Raw genomic sequence first — 13,757 nt, 5'->3', positions numbered from 1 at the left:
AATTAACTCTTCGTGGTATGAAAAGAATGGTTTTACCCCTTTCGCTCTGGATGGCAGGAACGGTGGTACTCAGTCTACCGTCTGTAGCTGCGGCCCAGTTGCTGACCCGGGCTCAAAGCAGGACAGAACACACGTTTCCCGAAAATAAGCCGAGTCGGGCTCGCTCCTTAAAGAAAGTGTTGAGCGAGTTGGAAAAGCGCTACAAAGTCAGCTTTGCGTATGATGAGTCGCTGCTGGCCAACCGCCTGACCGAAACCGAACCGGATGGCAGCACGCTGGAACAGTCGCTGAATCAGCTGCTTAACGAACAGGGACTACGTTACCGGAAAATCAAGGATAATCTGTACGTTATCCAGCCTATTCCCAAAAAGGAACCCGTTTCGGTAAACGCTCCCGTCGCACCCGACGAAGCCCGTCCGGTCGAGCTGCGGGAAGTCACCGCCGTCCGGCGCATCACCGGTCAGATTACCGACGAAACCAATGCGGGTTTACCGGGGGCCAACGTCCTGGAAAAAGGCACCACCAACGGTACCACCACCGACGCGAACGGCAACTTTACCCTGAACGCCAGTGATGCGGCAACAACGCTCACCGTGTCGAGCGTCGGCTACGTGAACCAGGACGTAGCTATCAACAACCAGTCGACGATCAATGTGAAGCTGGTCCCCGACAACCGCACCCTCGAAGAAGTCGTGGTTATTGGGTACCAGACCGTTCGTAAGCGGGACGTTACGGGGGCCAACGACGTGATCAGCGTAGCGCAGTCGAACCGGGTAACGGCTAACTCCGTCGCCGAATCCATCCAGGGTCTTTCGCCCGGCGTCACGGTTCGGAATACGGGGGTACCAGGGCAGCAGGCTTCAATCCAGATTCGCGGGGTTGCCAGCTTCCTGAACACCGATCCGCTGTACATCATCGACGGGATGATTGCCGACGCGAACCCGACCATCAACAACGACGACATCGAGTCCATTCAAGTGTTGAAAGATGCGTCCGCAGCGGCTATCTACGGATCAAGAGCGGCCAACGGCGTGATCATCATCACGACGAAACAAGGGAAAGAAGGTCCGGTGCGCGTGTCGTTCGCGGCCAAATACGGCGTGCAACAGACTTACAAACGCTGGGATCTTACCGACGCGTCGGGTTTTGCGGCTCTGCAACGGCAGCAATACCAGAACTCCAGCCAGACGCCCCCCTCCAGTGTAGCCGAAGCAACGTTTAACCCGGCCATCAATACCAACTGGCAGGACGAAGTTCTCCGTACGGGTAGTTTACAAGACTACAACCTGACCTTGTCGGGCGGCTCGAAGACCGGTTCGTATCTGATTTCGGGCAGCTACTTTAATAACGTGGGCTATGTGATCGGTAGCAACTTCGACCGGGCCAGCCTGCGGATCAATACCCGGAGCACCATCGGTCGCTTTACGTTTGGCGAGAATGCCGTGCTGACCAACTCCAACATTCGGAATTTCCCGGCGGGCAACCCGATCTACGACATGGCCAGTATGCTGCCCGTTATCCCGGTGCAGGACCCTAGTTTTATCAACGCCAGCAACCCGGAAGGCTACGGGATCGGTACCAATCCCGGTGCAGTAACCTACGCCTACAACCCGGTGGCCGCGCGTAATCTGGTATCGAACAAAAGCAACTTCGCCAAACTGGTTGGAAACGCTTACCTCGATGTCAAGCTGACCGACTGGTTGAATTACCGCGCCAACGCGGGTCTGGAAGTAAGTTTCGATTACACCCAGAACCTGCGCCGGATCGGCATTTATCAGTACAGCGCGGCTGTGGTGCCCAGTTCCGTCGGCGAAGACCGGTCCCGCTACCTGAGTCTGCTGTTCGAGCATACGCTGAACTTTAACAAAACGGTTGGCGTCCACAACATCAACGGCGTGGTCGGGATCAGCCAGCAAACGGCCCAGCGTGACGTTACGTCGGGTTCTCGCACCAATCTGGGGTACGCCGGTGGTCAGTATTTCACGACCATCAATGCGGCTACGGGCATCTCGAACTCCGCCGGTGGCACGCCCGACAACTACCGGATTCTTGGGTACATCGGCCGGGTGAACTATACCTACAACGACAAATACCTGCTGACGCTGACGGGTCGCGTTGACCAGGATTCGCGCTTTGGGGAGAACTACCGGACGGGTTTCTTCCCATCGGTGGCCGGTGCCTGGCGTATCAGTCAGGAAAAGTTTTTCCACGTCGACTGGATCTCGGATCTGAAGCTGAATGCCTCGTACGGCAAATTGGGTATTGTGGTGCCAACCCTTGGTTCGTTTCCGTACACGGCCTTTATCAACAACAACCCAAGAGCCATTTTCGGGATCGACCAGAACGCCAGCGTGGGGGCTTACCAGGCTCAGTTGGCAAACCCGGATCTGCGCTGGGAACAGCGGATTTCGCAGAACTACGGGGTAACCGCCAGCTTCCTCAACAACCGGCTTTCGGCGGAGATCAACTATTACAACTCCCTGTCGTCGGATGCGATTCTGAACCTGGCCGTACCGGGCTATCTGGGTAATCTGCGCGGTAATCCGTACGTGAATACGGCGTCGATCCGCAACCGGGGTGTTGAGTTTTCGGCTACGTACCGCAACAATGAACACGCCGTCAAGTGGGATGTATCGGCTAACTTCACCACGATCAAGAACCGGATCGAAAACGTCGGCAATCAGGGACAAAACGTAAATTACATTCAGAGTGGCAACACCCGCTCGCAGGTTGGCCAACCCGTTGGTCAGTGGTACGTCCTGAAAACAGCCGGTATTTTCCAGACGCAGGAAGAAGTCAACAACTACCGGGGACCGAATGGCAACCTCATCCAGCCCGATGCCCGGCCCGGTGATATCCGCTACGTAGACACCAACGGCGACGGTCAGATTACACAAAATGACGACCGCCAGTTTGTTAGTTCGCCCTGGCCCAAATTACAGACCGGTGCGCAGTTCAACGGCAGCTACAAGCAGTTTAGTTTGAACGTGCAGCTGGTGGGTGTGTTTGGCTACACCGTGTACAACGATGTTCGCCGGTCGCTGGACAGCTACCAGAACACCAATTTCCGCCGGGACGTCAACCCGTGGTCGCCGACGAACACGAACACCAACGACCCACGCATTGCGTTGCAGGCAACCCCCAACGCGAATGTGTACAATCCGCAGGGGATCATTTCAAACAACTTTGGGTACACGGACCGCTGGCTGGAAGACGCTTCGTACTTGCGGGTGCGAAACGTGGAGATCGGCTATACGCTTCCCAAAGCACTGTTGAGCAAAATCGCGGTCCGGAACGGGCGGGTGTTTGTAAGCGGTCAGAACCTGTTCACCATCACGAAATACACGGGCCTTGATCCCGACGTAACGGGTGCAGGAGGTACTGCTGGCATCCAGGAGCGTGGTGTCGATAACGGCAACTGGCCCTCGCCCCGCGTCATTTCGGTCGGTTTGACGGGTGATTTTTAACGACAACTCATTTTCCTTATGAAAAACATACTGAGCGCTTTGAGTCTGGTTACCGTTCTGGGACTGACGAGCTGCGACCGAAGCTTAACCATTGTAAACCCCAACCAGGTAACGACCGAGTCGTTCTGGAAAACGTCCGACGATGCCCTGGCGGGGGTCAATTCTGTCTACAGCACCATGCACCGGGGTGGCATTTCGCGGTGGATGCCGTTTTATTACATTATCCGTTCCGACGAGGGCCGCAGCCAAAGTCCAGCGACCGACATCGTCAACAACATGGATCAGTTCCTGATCACGGATTACAACTACGGCAATGCCTACGGCGTCTGGAACGATAACTACATCGGCATCAACCGGGCCAATCAGGTGATCAACTACCTGCCTGCCATTCAGATGGACGAAACGCTGAAGCAACGCTATATCGGCGAAGCGAAGTTTTTGCGGGCCATGTACTACTTTCACCTGGTTACGTTGTGGGGCAATGTGCCGCTTGTTTTGCAGGTATCGGTGGTAGGCGACAGACCTAGCTCGGCAACCAGTGCGCAGGTTTGGGCGCAGATCGAAAAGGATCTGACCGAAGCGGCTCCTGTCCTGCCAACAACCTACGCTTCGGCGGAGCTGGGCCGGGCCACCCGAGGAGCGGCTTATGCCTTGCTGGCACGTTCGTACATGCAGCAGCGCAAATACACCGAGTCGCTTACGCCCCTACAATGGCTGGCGGATGGCGAAGGCAAGGGTATCTACGCCTTGACAGCGAACTACCGCGACAACTTTTTGATCTCGACAGAAAACAACCGGGAGTCTATCTTTGAATGGCAGTTTCAGATCAACCCGGCGGAAACGACGGATGACGATACGGAAACCCCCAATCAGAACTACGGCACGTCGCTGGCCCAGTTCTTCGGCCCTCCAAGCATTGGCTGGTCCGACGGCGAAGCGAACCGCTGGCCAACCCGCGAGTTCTACGAACCAACGACTACGGGTGCCCGCGACCCGCGCCTGGAAGCTTCGTTTCTGTTTGATTCAACTAATGTGAAAGGACCAGATTCCACGCTGATCTACGGCCAGACGTTTACCCAACGTTACGGTCGGGACAACAAGCGGGTGTGGTTCCGGAAGTTTCAGAACGACCATTGGAAAAACGAGGAAGGCTACCGCTCGCCCAACAACTGGCGTTATATCCGCTATGCCGACGTGCTGCTGATGTACGCCGAAGCCTTGAACGCGACGGGCAAGACCACCCAGGCCTATGCGTATGTCGATCAGGTACGACGCCGGGCTGGATTGCCAACGCTTACGGCGGCAAGACCGGGGTTAACGCAGGATCAGTTTCTGGCTCAGCTCAAGCACGAACGCGTGACGGAATTATCGGGTGAAGGCCACCGCTGGAATGACCTGGCCCGCTGGGGCGATCTGGGGCCGCAACTGGCTAGCCGTGACCCGGCTTTTTCGACGTTCGTAAAAGGGAAAAGCGAATTGCTTCCCATTCCGCAGCTGGATCGTGACCTGAATCCAAACCTGATCCAGAACCCGAATTACTAAGCCATCGACCAACACGGTAACGTGTTTCTCTACGGAGAATTCGTTACCGTGTTTTTTTGTTAACAAAGCATGAAAAACTGGTTTCTTTATGTACTCGTAACGCTGTCGCTGACCGAATTTGGCGGCTGCAAATCTGGCGATAAGCCTAACCCCACCCCTAACCCACCGGTAGCAGCGGTCGATACCGTCGGCAGGTTTCAGAACCCCCAGTTAACGGCGGCCCCCGATCCGTGGGTGACCAGCAAAGACGGGTTTTATTACGTGATGCACACCACCGGCAACAGCCTCCGCATCTACAAAACCCGCTCGATGAGCCGACTGAATCAGGCCCGGCCCGTTACCGTCTGGACTCCACCGGCTACGGGTCCTAACTCGCGGGACATCTGGGCTCCTGAGCTGTTCAATATTAACAACAAGTGGTACATCTATTATGCCGCCGACAACAACGGTGTCGATGCTACCCACCGGATGTTTGTGCTCGAAAACGAATCGGCGGACCCCACACAAGGCACCTGGGTTGATAAAGGTCAATTGAACCTGCCCGACAACAAATGGGCCATCGACGGAACCGTCTTGCAACTGGACAACCAGCTTTATTTCGCGTGGTCGGGCTGGGAAAACGATCTGGGTGGTCAGCAGAACCTGTACCTCTGCAAGCTAACCAATCCGTACACTGCCGAAGGGCCACGGATTCGCGTATCAACACCTGATTATACCTGGGAAAAACAAGGGTTCGGTGTCAACGAAGGCCCGGAGTTTCTGGTGCACAACAACACGGTTTATTTGATTTACTCGGCTAGTTTCTGCGGCACCGACTTCTACGCTTTAGGCCAGCTCTCCGCCCCTACCAACGCCAACCTGCTGACGCCTTCCTCCTGGACGAAATCAGCAACGCCGGTCTTTGGTCCGTATTCGGGCAATGGCGCTTACAGCGTAGGCCATAACGGCTTTTTCACGTCAGCCGATGGCACCCAGAACTGGCTTGTCTACCACGCCAACGCGGCCCCCGGCCAGGGTTGCGGGGACCAGCGTTCGTTACGCATGCAGCCGTTCGGCTGGAAAGCCGACGGAGCGCCTGATTTTGGCTCGCCCACGCCCCTGACGGAATGGATAAAGCGACCGAGTGGCGAATAGATCGGCACCGTTGTTGATCACTCTATTCGTTCGGGGTGGTGTCGGTTTCTCAAAACCGACACCACCCCGAACACTACTAAACGATTCCTGGCGGAGCCGGTGTTTCGTCAGACAACGGAATTGCCCGGTCTTCCCACCGATACAACCATTCGGACAGCCGGTTGACTAACGTCGTGTCCGCGAGGTAGACGTACATCAAGAACAGCAGTTTGAAAAAACCCCGCCGAAAGGTATAGGCAACGTTGGCACCGTCTACATGCTGAATAATCAAACCAAACAGTCCGTAGATACCGATAAGCCAGACCAGAGTTATCCAGCCGCGTTTGTCCCGAAAGAGTACGAGATTTAGCAGGGCAAGCCCGACGAAAATATAAACCGTATAATTCCAGTAGTCCGCATCGAAGACCACGGTTTTATTCATGGCCGAAAAGACCGCCAGTAGTTTGCCGACATACCCATCCGTCACGCCATGAATGACACCCAAATGAGCCTGGGGTGGCAGCGGCACATACCCCCGCAGAAATCCGTAATTCCAGAACAGCACCGGCAGTAAACCCGCCAGCGAATAACCAGCCGCAAGAACAACTGCCCTTACGGGATGTCTTCTAACCAATCGAACGAACAGGAGTAACGATCCAATCGCGGCAAAGAATATAGTTTCCGTACGGGTCCAGCAGGCCAGTGCCATCAGCAAGGCGCTCCCCGCCAGTACGCCCCGCCCGCCCGATGCCAGATAGCGCTGAAGCAGCATAACCCCCACCACGAAGAACGCGGCATTCGCCCAATCGGTCTGCACCAGAAAGGTGTACGAAAACAGTTCGGGTGTACAGGCCAGTACCGTTATCAACACGCCAGCCAGCAGCGGATGAATGCGCTCGCGTAGTTCCGCGTAGAGCCACAACCCGAAACCAACGACCAGCACCGTAAGCCAGATTTTCCCGAACACAAATGGGCCGTCGTTCTGAGCCGCCAGCAAGTAGATCACCTGCTGCATGGCCGTAAAAGGCGCGTAGAACGGTTGGTTGCTAAAGACCGACACCAACGGCAGATGCTCGGTAAACACCGACGACGCCAGCGTTTGCTCCCGTACGGCAGCCGTTGCCACCAGATCAGGACCGACAATCGTATCGAAAGGGGTATTCGGAAACCACGCACATTTCCAGGCGCTGATGAACAGCAGATAAGCCCAGAACCCCAGAAACGGTAGCTCATACAGTCGGATAGCAGTTCGTTGACCCGAAAATACCGCTCGCAGATACTCGCCCTGCCCCTGCAGCAGGAGGGCCGAAAACCCGGTGAGTACACCCAGCCCCACGAATACCGGAGTAGCCGTAATCGGTAGCTGCGCGAACTCAACGATAAACGGCACCAGCGAACTTACGCCCAGACCAACCAGCATAGAAAGTCCTGAAAGGCTCATCCCATTACGGACCGCTTTCAGCCGCGTGACCATGCCAAAGCCGAGCAGCCATTGCATACAAACTACCAACACTACGGGCCAAATCATCGCTTTGAATAATATCGTTTAGCCTGAGCGGGTGTGTACGCAAAAAAGTGAGGATCATACTTACCGAACGTATCCAGCACTGCCGCCCGGTTCTGGTTCGTAAGTCGGAGCAGTTCCAACCGACCGTTTGTTACCCAAAGGGTGTACGTAGCGCGTTGGCGCATAGTATCCGGCGCGGTCATTTCGCGCAGGTGAATTGATTGACCGAGGTGATAATAGAGTACGCTTGGATACAGCCAGACAAACCCGTCAGCGGCTCCCTGTTTGTAGGCGTTTCGAATGAGATACCGTTGCGGAGGAATCAATAGGTAATCGTTGGGCTTGCCCTGTTGTTTGATCAGCGTAGTGTACGTGTACGCCGTGCCGTAGCCTTTCCGCATTCGGCTTTCCTTGCCCATCTGCTCGCCCAACGTTTGCCGTTGTTCGTAAAAATGCCGGACAGTGGTCGTTAGCCAATCATAATTTCGGGGTAACGCCAGCATCGCTCCGAGTACGAGACAGCTCACCAGCAGGTACACCAGTTGTACCAGCGCCAGACGAGGAGACCTTTGTTTTACCACACTTCGCCAACAATCAATTTATCGATAGCAGCCGCCATCTTCTGATCCTTTTCCGTCACGGTATTGCCCGCATCATGCGTAGAAAGCCGGATCGTTACCTTGTTGTACACGTTCGACCACCACGGATGGTGATCCATTTTCTCGGCGATAAGCGCCACGCGGGTCATGAAAGCGAACGCTTCCGAAAAATCGGTGAACATAAACTCACGCGTCAGTTGATTGTCTTTTTCCTCCCACATACGATTTGCGTTTTGGCCTATAACCTCCGAATGGTCCCGCAAGTTTAACGATAACGCAGACAGAATGGTGTCGGCGGGGCGCCCACGTGGTGTCGGTTTCTCAAAACCGACACCACGTGGGCGCCCCGCCGACACTACGTAGGCAGTAAAGCGGCCTAAATCAACCTAGCTTTGGTTCGACCCACAGGCTCGTCAGGCAGACGACAAAAAGCAGTAGCCACGCCCAGCCCGGCAGCCGGGTTTCAGTTACCCGATCCGCCACTACGCGATTCGTCTGATCGTTGGCGTGCGCCAGTGCATAGGCGTTGACCATCCGACTTTTGGCCAGCGTGGGTAAGCCTGATCCTTCCGCGTAGGTCGCCAGCGAATCGCCTATCGGCAACCACCCCGCCTGACTTACCCGAAAATACCCATCCGCCGACAAGGGATTGATGGCTGAATACGTCAAGGCAACCGTATCGCTGCCGAGCCGAACCGCACTTGGGCGTGTCGGCAGATTGTTGACCCGAATCGCTTCCCGGAACCGGGCAAAAACGGGCGCGTCCAGATCGACGCTGTTTATAGTTGCCGGTTGAAGCCGGGCCAGAACGGCATTCCAGACCCGGTTATACGCCATGCTATCGCCACTCAGTTTGAGCGGAAAGGTTTCGCCCAGGAGACTGACGCCAATCGTACCGGTCGTCCGCTGAACCCCAACCGGGTACCCCGGAACAATCGTCTGAGCGGCATTCGTCACGAAGGTATAGGGCAAGGCGTTTAGGCCACTACCAACCGGAACCAACGGCTCGTTGGATACTTTCTTCGCTTGCCAGCGGCTTCCCAACGCCTGATTGATCAATCGAAAATCAGCCTCGGGACTGGTCAGGTTGATAAACAGCACCGATTTGCCGTCGGCTACGGCTCTCTTAACCACAGCGCTACCTGCATTGCTCGGGTCCGTAACGATCACGTCGGGTTTGGCGGAAGTCCGGTTGATCGTCAGCTTGTTGGTAATATCTTTCGACAGCGTAGACGTAACCTGTACCGAATGACCATTTTTCCCTAACCAGTCGGCCAGCGCTCTGCTTTCAAAATCGGGCGTTCCGAGCACAAACTGAAAGGCCAGCGGCTTTAGTGGACGGGCAAAAAAACGAATCGTATCCAGCGGAGTATTGTCCAGAACCAACTCGGTTTCGGTTCGACCCAGCGTAAATACCGGAAATTGAAGCGTAAACGACGCGGCTCCTTTCGGTATGTCCAGACTGTCGAGTGTGCGCCCCCCGTACATCAGCTTGATGCGTTGCTTCTTCGACGACTGAATGTTGCCCGTTACCTGCTGCATCTCGCCTTTCTGGACAATTCCTTTCCAGTTGATGGTTTGTACCTGATCGGGAGCGGTATACGGAATCCAGCGAATTACCTGCCGACTCAACCGGCTAAGCAATTCGGGCGAAAAATCCTGCCCAACCAACGTGACGGAATCATAGCGTTCGGGCTTAAACGTCTGCCGGGTAAGCACCTCCCGGATATGCAGGCTATCGCCGATTTTTTGCCGAAAGTTGTCGGGAACGTCCTCACCGGCCAGCAGCGCGTGTCGGGTACTGGCCGTAACGGTCCAGGTCGGTTGCAGGACGTAGCCGAGTACCACCAGCCACAGCAGCCCGTTCAACACCAGCCGAACCGTTTTCCGTTGTCCAGTAATCGTCTCGTTGCGGAGGGTAAGCCAGAGCTGTACCGCGAGCAGCAGCGCAACAAGCCCCATAGTAAGCCAACTGATGGGCTGTGATCGGTCGAATTGGAAAGAAATCATTGTAAATGGCGCCAGAATGACCGTTCGAGTTTACGTTCGCTGGTGTAGGAACGGTTGGTTTGCTGCGACGTTCCGGCCAGTTCATACAGTTTGGTTTTCAGCTGTTTTTTCTCGGCATCGGCAAGCGGTTTACCACCCGCCAGTTTCTGTAGTCCCGTTAGCACCGACCAGTTCGTCAGGCCGCTGTTGACAACCCGGTCGGCCAGGGTATTGCCCAATTGCTGTACGGTCTGCCGCTGTGTAGCATTGAGTTGATCCAGTGACAAAAAGCCGAGCACCTGTCCTACCAGCGATTCCAGCCGGGGCTGATCGTACATCCGCTGTTGGCTTGTATTGGCGTTCACGTTTTTCAGTTCGCCGGTTAGCCGCGTTTCCTGTTCTTTGATCGGGGGCGGGTCGAAGCCGGTTTTTTTGACGAACGAGCGCGCTTTCTGCTGCGACAGCTTCAGATATTCAAGCGCTTTTTTCTCGTACGGCAAGGCTTTTTCGGGCTCGTACATCCGCAGATGCAATTCTGATTCCCACATCTGTTCCAGCGCCATTTTCAACAGGCTCCGGGTCGATTGCTCGTGGAAGGTGTTTGTTTCGGCATCGTCGTGATTGTGCACGTACTGTTCCATCAAGGCGGCCACGGGATCTTTACCGTCGTCGGACGATCCGCCACCGCCCCCGTGGTTGTGCCCATCATCGGCCGAGTGCACCGGGCGTTGCGGAGCCGCCGTCTGTTCGCCTTCCCCCTCGTCGTGCTTGTGCATGTACGCCTGAATAGCCGCCATGCCCGCCACGACTACCCCTTCGCTGTTAGTCGGTATGGGCGGAGCGCCATCCCCCCCGATGGATTTTTCGAATTCTTCGCCCAGAAACTGACCATAGCGTAGGCGCAGTGCTTTCTGATCGAAGCCGATTTCGTTCGACGCGCTTTTGAACGCATGATTCGGATTCGCCTTGTCGGCCATCGTTTTGCGTTTGGCGATCAGCTTTTCGGTATCGATAATGATCTGTCGCTGACTCCGAAAATACTCCGGCATGATGTTCACGGCCATCGTAGCCAGTTCGCTTTCTTCCAGCTTGGTCGTGTCTTTGTAAACGAGAAAATACGTATCTGACTTCGTAAAATTCGGTTCGGGTTGCCGATTGTCGAACGCGGCCCAGTAGTAGTACAGCTCATCGCCGGGCGCAAAGTTGAGCGCTTTCAGATCAATCTGTTTTGTCAGCTTGGCTTCCTTGAAATTACTCCGGTCCAACGGCATTTTCACCTCCCGAAACTTCACATTCTCGCCCGATCCGCGCGCTACAGTAGCTACGATAAATGCCTGTGTAACCTTGAAATCGTCGGACATTGTGGCGGACAGAGCGATATTTTTGGGGTCTTTCAGGTAATGGTAGCGGTACAGTTCTTTGGATTCGGGAACGATCTTGGGCGCTAAATCGGGTTGCGCTTCGAGCCGGTAAAAATCCGACTGGTAAACCAACGAATCCTTACCCAGCCCGGACCAGTAGGCTTTGATGGCGTACAAGCCCGAATTGATGAGCCGATCCTGGTACACAAACCCATCGTCGGACGGTTTGAAGCGAACCTCGACCCCCCGGTTGCTCACCAGCCGAACCGACACGTTACGGCTATCGCTGAACGCAATGCGCCAAGTAAGCATCGAGCCGTTGATGGACGACGCGTTCAGATCCGACGATACCCGCTCCGGCAGTTGGGTGTAAGCGGGGGGCTGAATCCGTAGCTGCGCCGACTCGAACGAGGGTGCAACTGGCTTTTCTTCGGCTACTAATGCCGCCCGACGGCTTTCTCCCGGCTTTGGGCTCATGGCCGAAGACCGTTGAAGAAGCGGATAAGCGACGTAAACAGCCAGCGCAGCCAGCAGGATAAGCGCGTAGACTTTTAGCTGCGCGAATAGAACGGTCGGAATTTTCGCGTCGCGGATACGCTCGTGCAGTCGTTCGAGTTGAAGCTGTTCGGCTACGTTCAGCTGCGTTTTTTCCAAGAGCGGCAAACTGTATTCCGCATCGCCGACGGTCTGGTGAATAAGCCGAACGGCCTGCGGTTTCTTGTCCTCAAACAGCTTACCTAGCACCATACCGGCTACTAGGCCAGCCAGTCCAGCCAGGCCCGCGATCAGCAGCGAGTGGGTGAAGGTAAACGTCAGGAGAAAGGCCGAAGCAGCGAGGACCAGACACCGCAGTAGCGCGTTGGCGTAAAGTTGATTGCTGACCGACGATATGATTTGCTTGGGATCCGTCATGCGTTTTTTGTTAAGGCGATCCAGCGTTCTGCGATAAGCAAAACGACGAACAGCAGTACGAGTACGTTATGAACTAATGTTTGCGGCTTCCGGTCCGACCGGCTCGCTACGACGAACAGCGATTTTAATTCCTGCTGACTCAGTGGCTCCGAGCTAACCCGCAGGCCGTAGTGTTCAATCAAGCGTTCGCCCAACCACTCGGGCAGCTGACCACTGGCGACCCGTTCATCCGTTTGCGGGGTAAAGGCGTACGCATGAAACCGTACGTTCGGTGCCTCCGAAGCAGCCGATTGACCCGACACGATATATAACGTTTGCGGGTTTGAATTCTGGTTTATTTGATCCGTCAGTACCCAGTCGTAGGGTGTGGCCGTCGTCGGTGTATGGTCAATCGACAAGTCAAGATCGTAGACCTCAGCCAGGGCATTCAAGGCCGCTTCGACCGTACGCTGTTCACGTTGATTACTGTACTGAACCAACACCCGCAAGGGACCCGTATGGGCCGGTGCCGATTGAAATTTCAGCGCCGGATCCAGCACCGCACTGGTCGTCAAGCGTCCGGCCTGATTGACAAACAGTTTTTGTCCGCCTTTTGTCGCCAGATACGCCCGTGGTTTCTGACTCGAATCGATCATCGTATGCAGTTGAAACCGGGCGGGAACGTACACCGCCGGAACGGTTGCCAGTCCGTCGGTATTCAGCAGGTACAGATGCACCTCGGCCTCGTCGTGACGCCGTTTGTCGATAGCCGCCTGAAGCAGCAACGGCGAAAAATTCGGCTTCGCGGGCAGCTCGGTAAGCTCATCGACCGGCTCCGTATTTTCATCCATCCAGTACAGCTTTTCGCCCCGTTTGCGGGCCTCTTCCAGTTCAAATCGGTAGTTCGACGAAAGCAGCGCATTGGGTTGAACCAAATGGATGGGCTGATTGTCGGTCTTGCTTTTCAGATTGTTCAGCACGAGCTGACTGAGCAGGGCGACCAGCACAAGTAGTAACAAACACCGAAGAATCAGCAGAACGATGTTGTCGAGTTTCAATCCACGCTGTTGCTGCTGATTTTTTTCAACAAGCCATTGCGTAGCCGCCCACGCCAATGGTTTCCCTTTTTTCTGGTGCCAGAAATGGATGATGATCGGACTAAGTACCGCCAGCGCACCCCACAACAAAAACGGTTCTAAAAAAGCCATTTATACTAGAAAGACACTGGATACCGATCAACCATCAGATCCAACAGGTAAATACAGGGCCGATTGCCCTTCGCTGTGCA

The 13,757-nt window shown here is 55.3% G+C and carries 9 protein-coding genes; 3 read left to right on the top strand and 6 right to left on the bottom strand.

From position 1 onward, the window contains the following. The first annotated feature begins 17 nt into the window (after positions 1 to 17). From LQ777_RS11545 to LQ777_RS11535, 3 genes are all read left to right on the top strand, one after another. Complete coding sequence (locus LQ777_RS11545) at positions 18 to 3,467, top strand: SusC/RagA family TonB-linked outer membrane protein (protein WP_232562675.1); 3,450 nt, start codon at positions 18 to 20, stop codon at positions 3,465 to 3,467. Between the two features lie 18 nt (positions 3,468 to 3,485). Further along, positions 3,486 to 5,009 carry a RagB/SusD family nutrient uptake outer membrane protein gene (locus tag LQ777_RS11540; protein WP_232562674.1) on the top strand — a complete coding sequence of 508 codons (1,524 nt, stop codon included), beginning with the start codon at positions 3,486 to 3,488 and terminating at the stop codon, positions 5,007 to 5,009. A 69-nt stretch (positions 5,010 to 5,078) separates the two neighbouring features. Further along, entirely contained in the window at positions 5,079 to 6,143 is a 1,065-nt protein-coding gene (locus LQ777_RS11535) for a glycoside hydrolase family 43 protein (protein WP_232562673.1), read from the top strand. Positions 6,144 to 6,219: 76 nt separating this feature from the next. Here the strand turns inward: LQ777_RS11535 and LQ777_RS11530 are convergent, their stop codons facing one another. The 6 genes from LQ777_RS11530 to LQ777_RS11505 all read right to left on the bottom strand — a co-directional run bounded on the left by LQ777_RS11530 (position 6,220) and on the right by LQ777_RS11505 (position 13,677). Beyond that, complete coding sequence (locus LQ777_RS11530) at positions 6,220 to 7,620, bottom strand: hypothetical protein (RefSeq protein WP_232562672.1); 1,401 nt, start codon at positions 7,618 to 7,620, stop codon at positions 6,220 to 6,222. Between the two features lie 26 nt (positions 7,621 to 7,646). Then, positions 7,647 to 8,210 (bottom strand): hypothetical protein, encoded by a 564-nt coding sequence (locus LQ777_RS11525; protein ID WP_232562671.1) that lies wholly within the window; start codon positions 8,208 to 8,210, stop codon positions 7,647 to 7,649. Then, on the bottom strand, positions 8,204 to 8,449 hold the full coding sequence (locus tag LQ777_RS11520; protein ID WP_232562670.1) for a 4a-hydroxytetrahydrobiopterin dehydratase: 246 nt from the start codon (positions 8,447 to 8,449) through the stop codon (positions 8,204 to 8,206). The genes LQ777_RS11525 and LQ777_RS11520 overlap by 7 nt, the downstream gene beginning before the upstream one ends. 160 nt (positions 8,450 to 8,609) lie before the next feature. Beyond that, a complete protein-coding gene (locus LQ777_RS11515; protein WP_232562669.1) occupies positions 8,610 to 10,238 on the bottom strand; it encodes a hypothetical protein in 1,629 nt (542 codons plus the stop codon). After that, complete coding sequence (locus LQ777_RS11510) at positions 10,235 to 12,490, bottom strand: hypothetical protein (RefSeq protein WP_232562668.1); 2,256 nt, start codon at positions 12,488 to 12,490, stop codon at positions 10,235 to 10,237. The genes LQ777_RS11515 and LQ777_RS11510 overlap by 4 nt, the downstream gene beginning before the upstream one ends. Further along, the gene (locus LQ777_RS11505; RefSeq protein ID WP_232562667.1) at positions 12,487 to 13,677 is read right to left on the bottom strand and encodes a BatA domain-containing protein; all 1,191 of its coding nucleotides are present in this window, start codon (positions 13,675 to 13,677) and stop codon (positions 12,487 to 12,489) included. Before LQ777_RS11505 ends, LQ777_RS11510 begins: the two co-directional genes overlap by 4 nt. Between the last annotated feature and the right edge of the window lie 80 nt (positions 13,678 to 13,757).

Origin of the sequence: Spirosoma oryzicola, from assembly GCF_021233055.1 — a bacterium.
GTDB lineage: Bacteria > Bacteroidota > Bacteroidia > Cytophagales > Spirosomataceae > Spirosoma > Spirosoma oryzicola.
The sequence above is the reverse complement of the archived record's forward strand: the minus strand, read 5'-3'. Positions and strand labels throughout refer to the sequence as shown.

Bases quoted from the DNA above. Each gene is read 5' to 3' on its own strand.
- LQ777_RS11515 (WP_232562669.1), bottom strand. From the start codon at position 10,238: ATGATTTCTTTCCAATTCGACCGATCACAGCCCATCAGTTGGCTTACT.
- LQ777_RS11530 (WP_232562672.1), bottom strand. From the start codon at position 7,620: ATGCAATGGCTGCTCGGCTTTGGCATGGTCACGCGGCTGAAAGCGGTC.
- LQ777_RS11545 (WP_232562675.1), top strand. From the start codon at position 18: ATGAAAAGAATGGTTTTACCCCTTTCGCTCTGGATGGCAGGAACGGTG.
- LQ777_RS11510 (WP_232562668.1), bottom strand. From the start codon at position 12,490: ATGACGGATCCCAAGCAAATCATATCGTCGGTCAGCAATCAACTTTAC.
- LQ777_RS11540 (WP_232562674.1), top strand. From the start codon at position 3,486: ATGAAAAACATACTGAGCGCTTTGAGTCTGGTTACCGTTCTGGGACTG.
- LQ777_RS11520 (WP_232562670.1), bottom strand. From the start codon at position 8,449: ATGTGGGAGGAAAAAGACAATCAACTGACGCGTGAGTTTATGTTCACC.
- LQ777_RS11505 (WP_232562667.1), bottom strand. From the start codon at position 13,677: ATGGCTTTTTTAGAACCGTTTTTGTTGTGGGGTGCGCTGGCGGTACTT.
- LQ777_RS11535 (WP_232562673.1), top strand. From the start codon at position 5,079: ATGAAAAACTGGTTTCTTTATGTACTCGTAACGCTGTCGCTGACCGAA.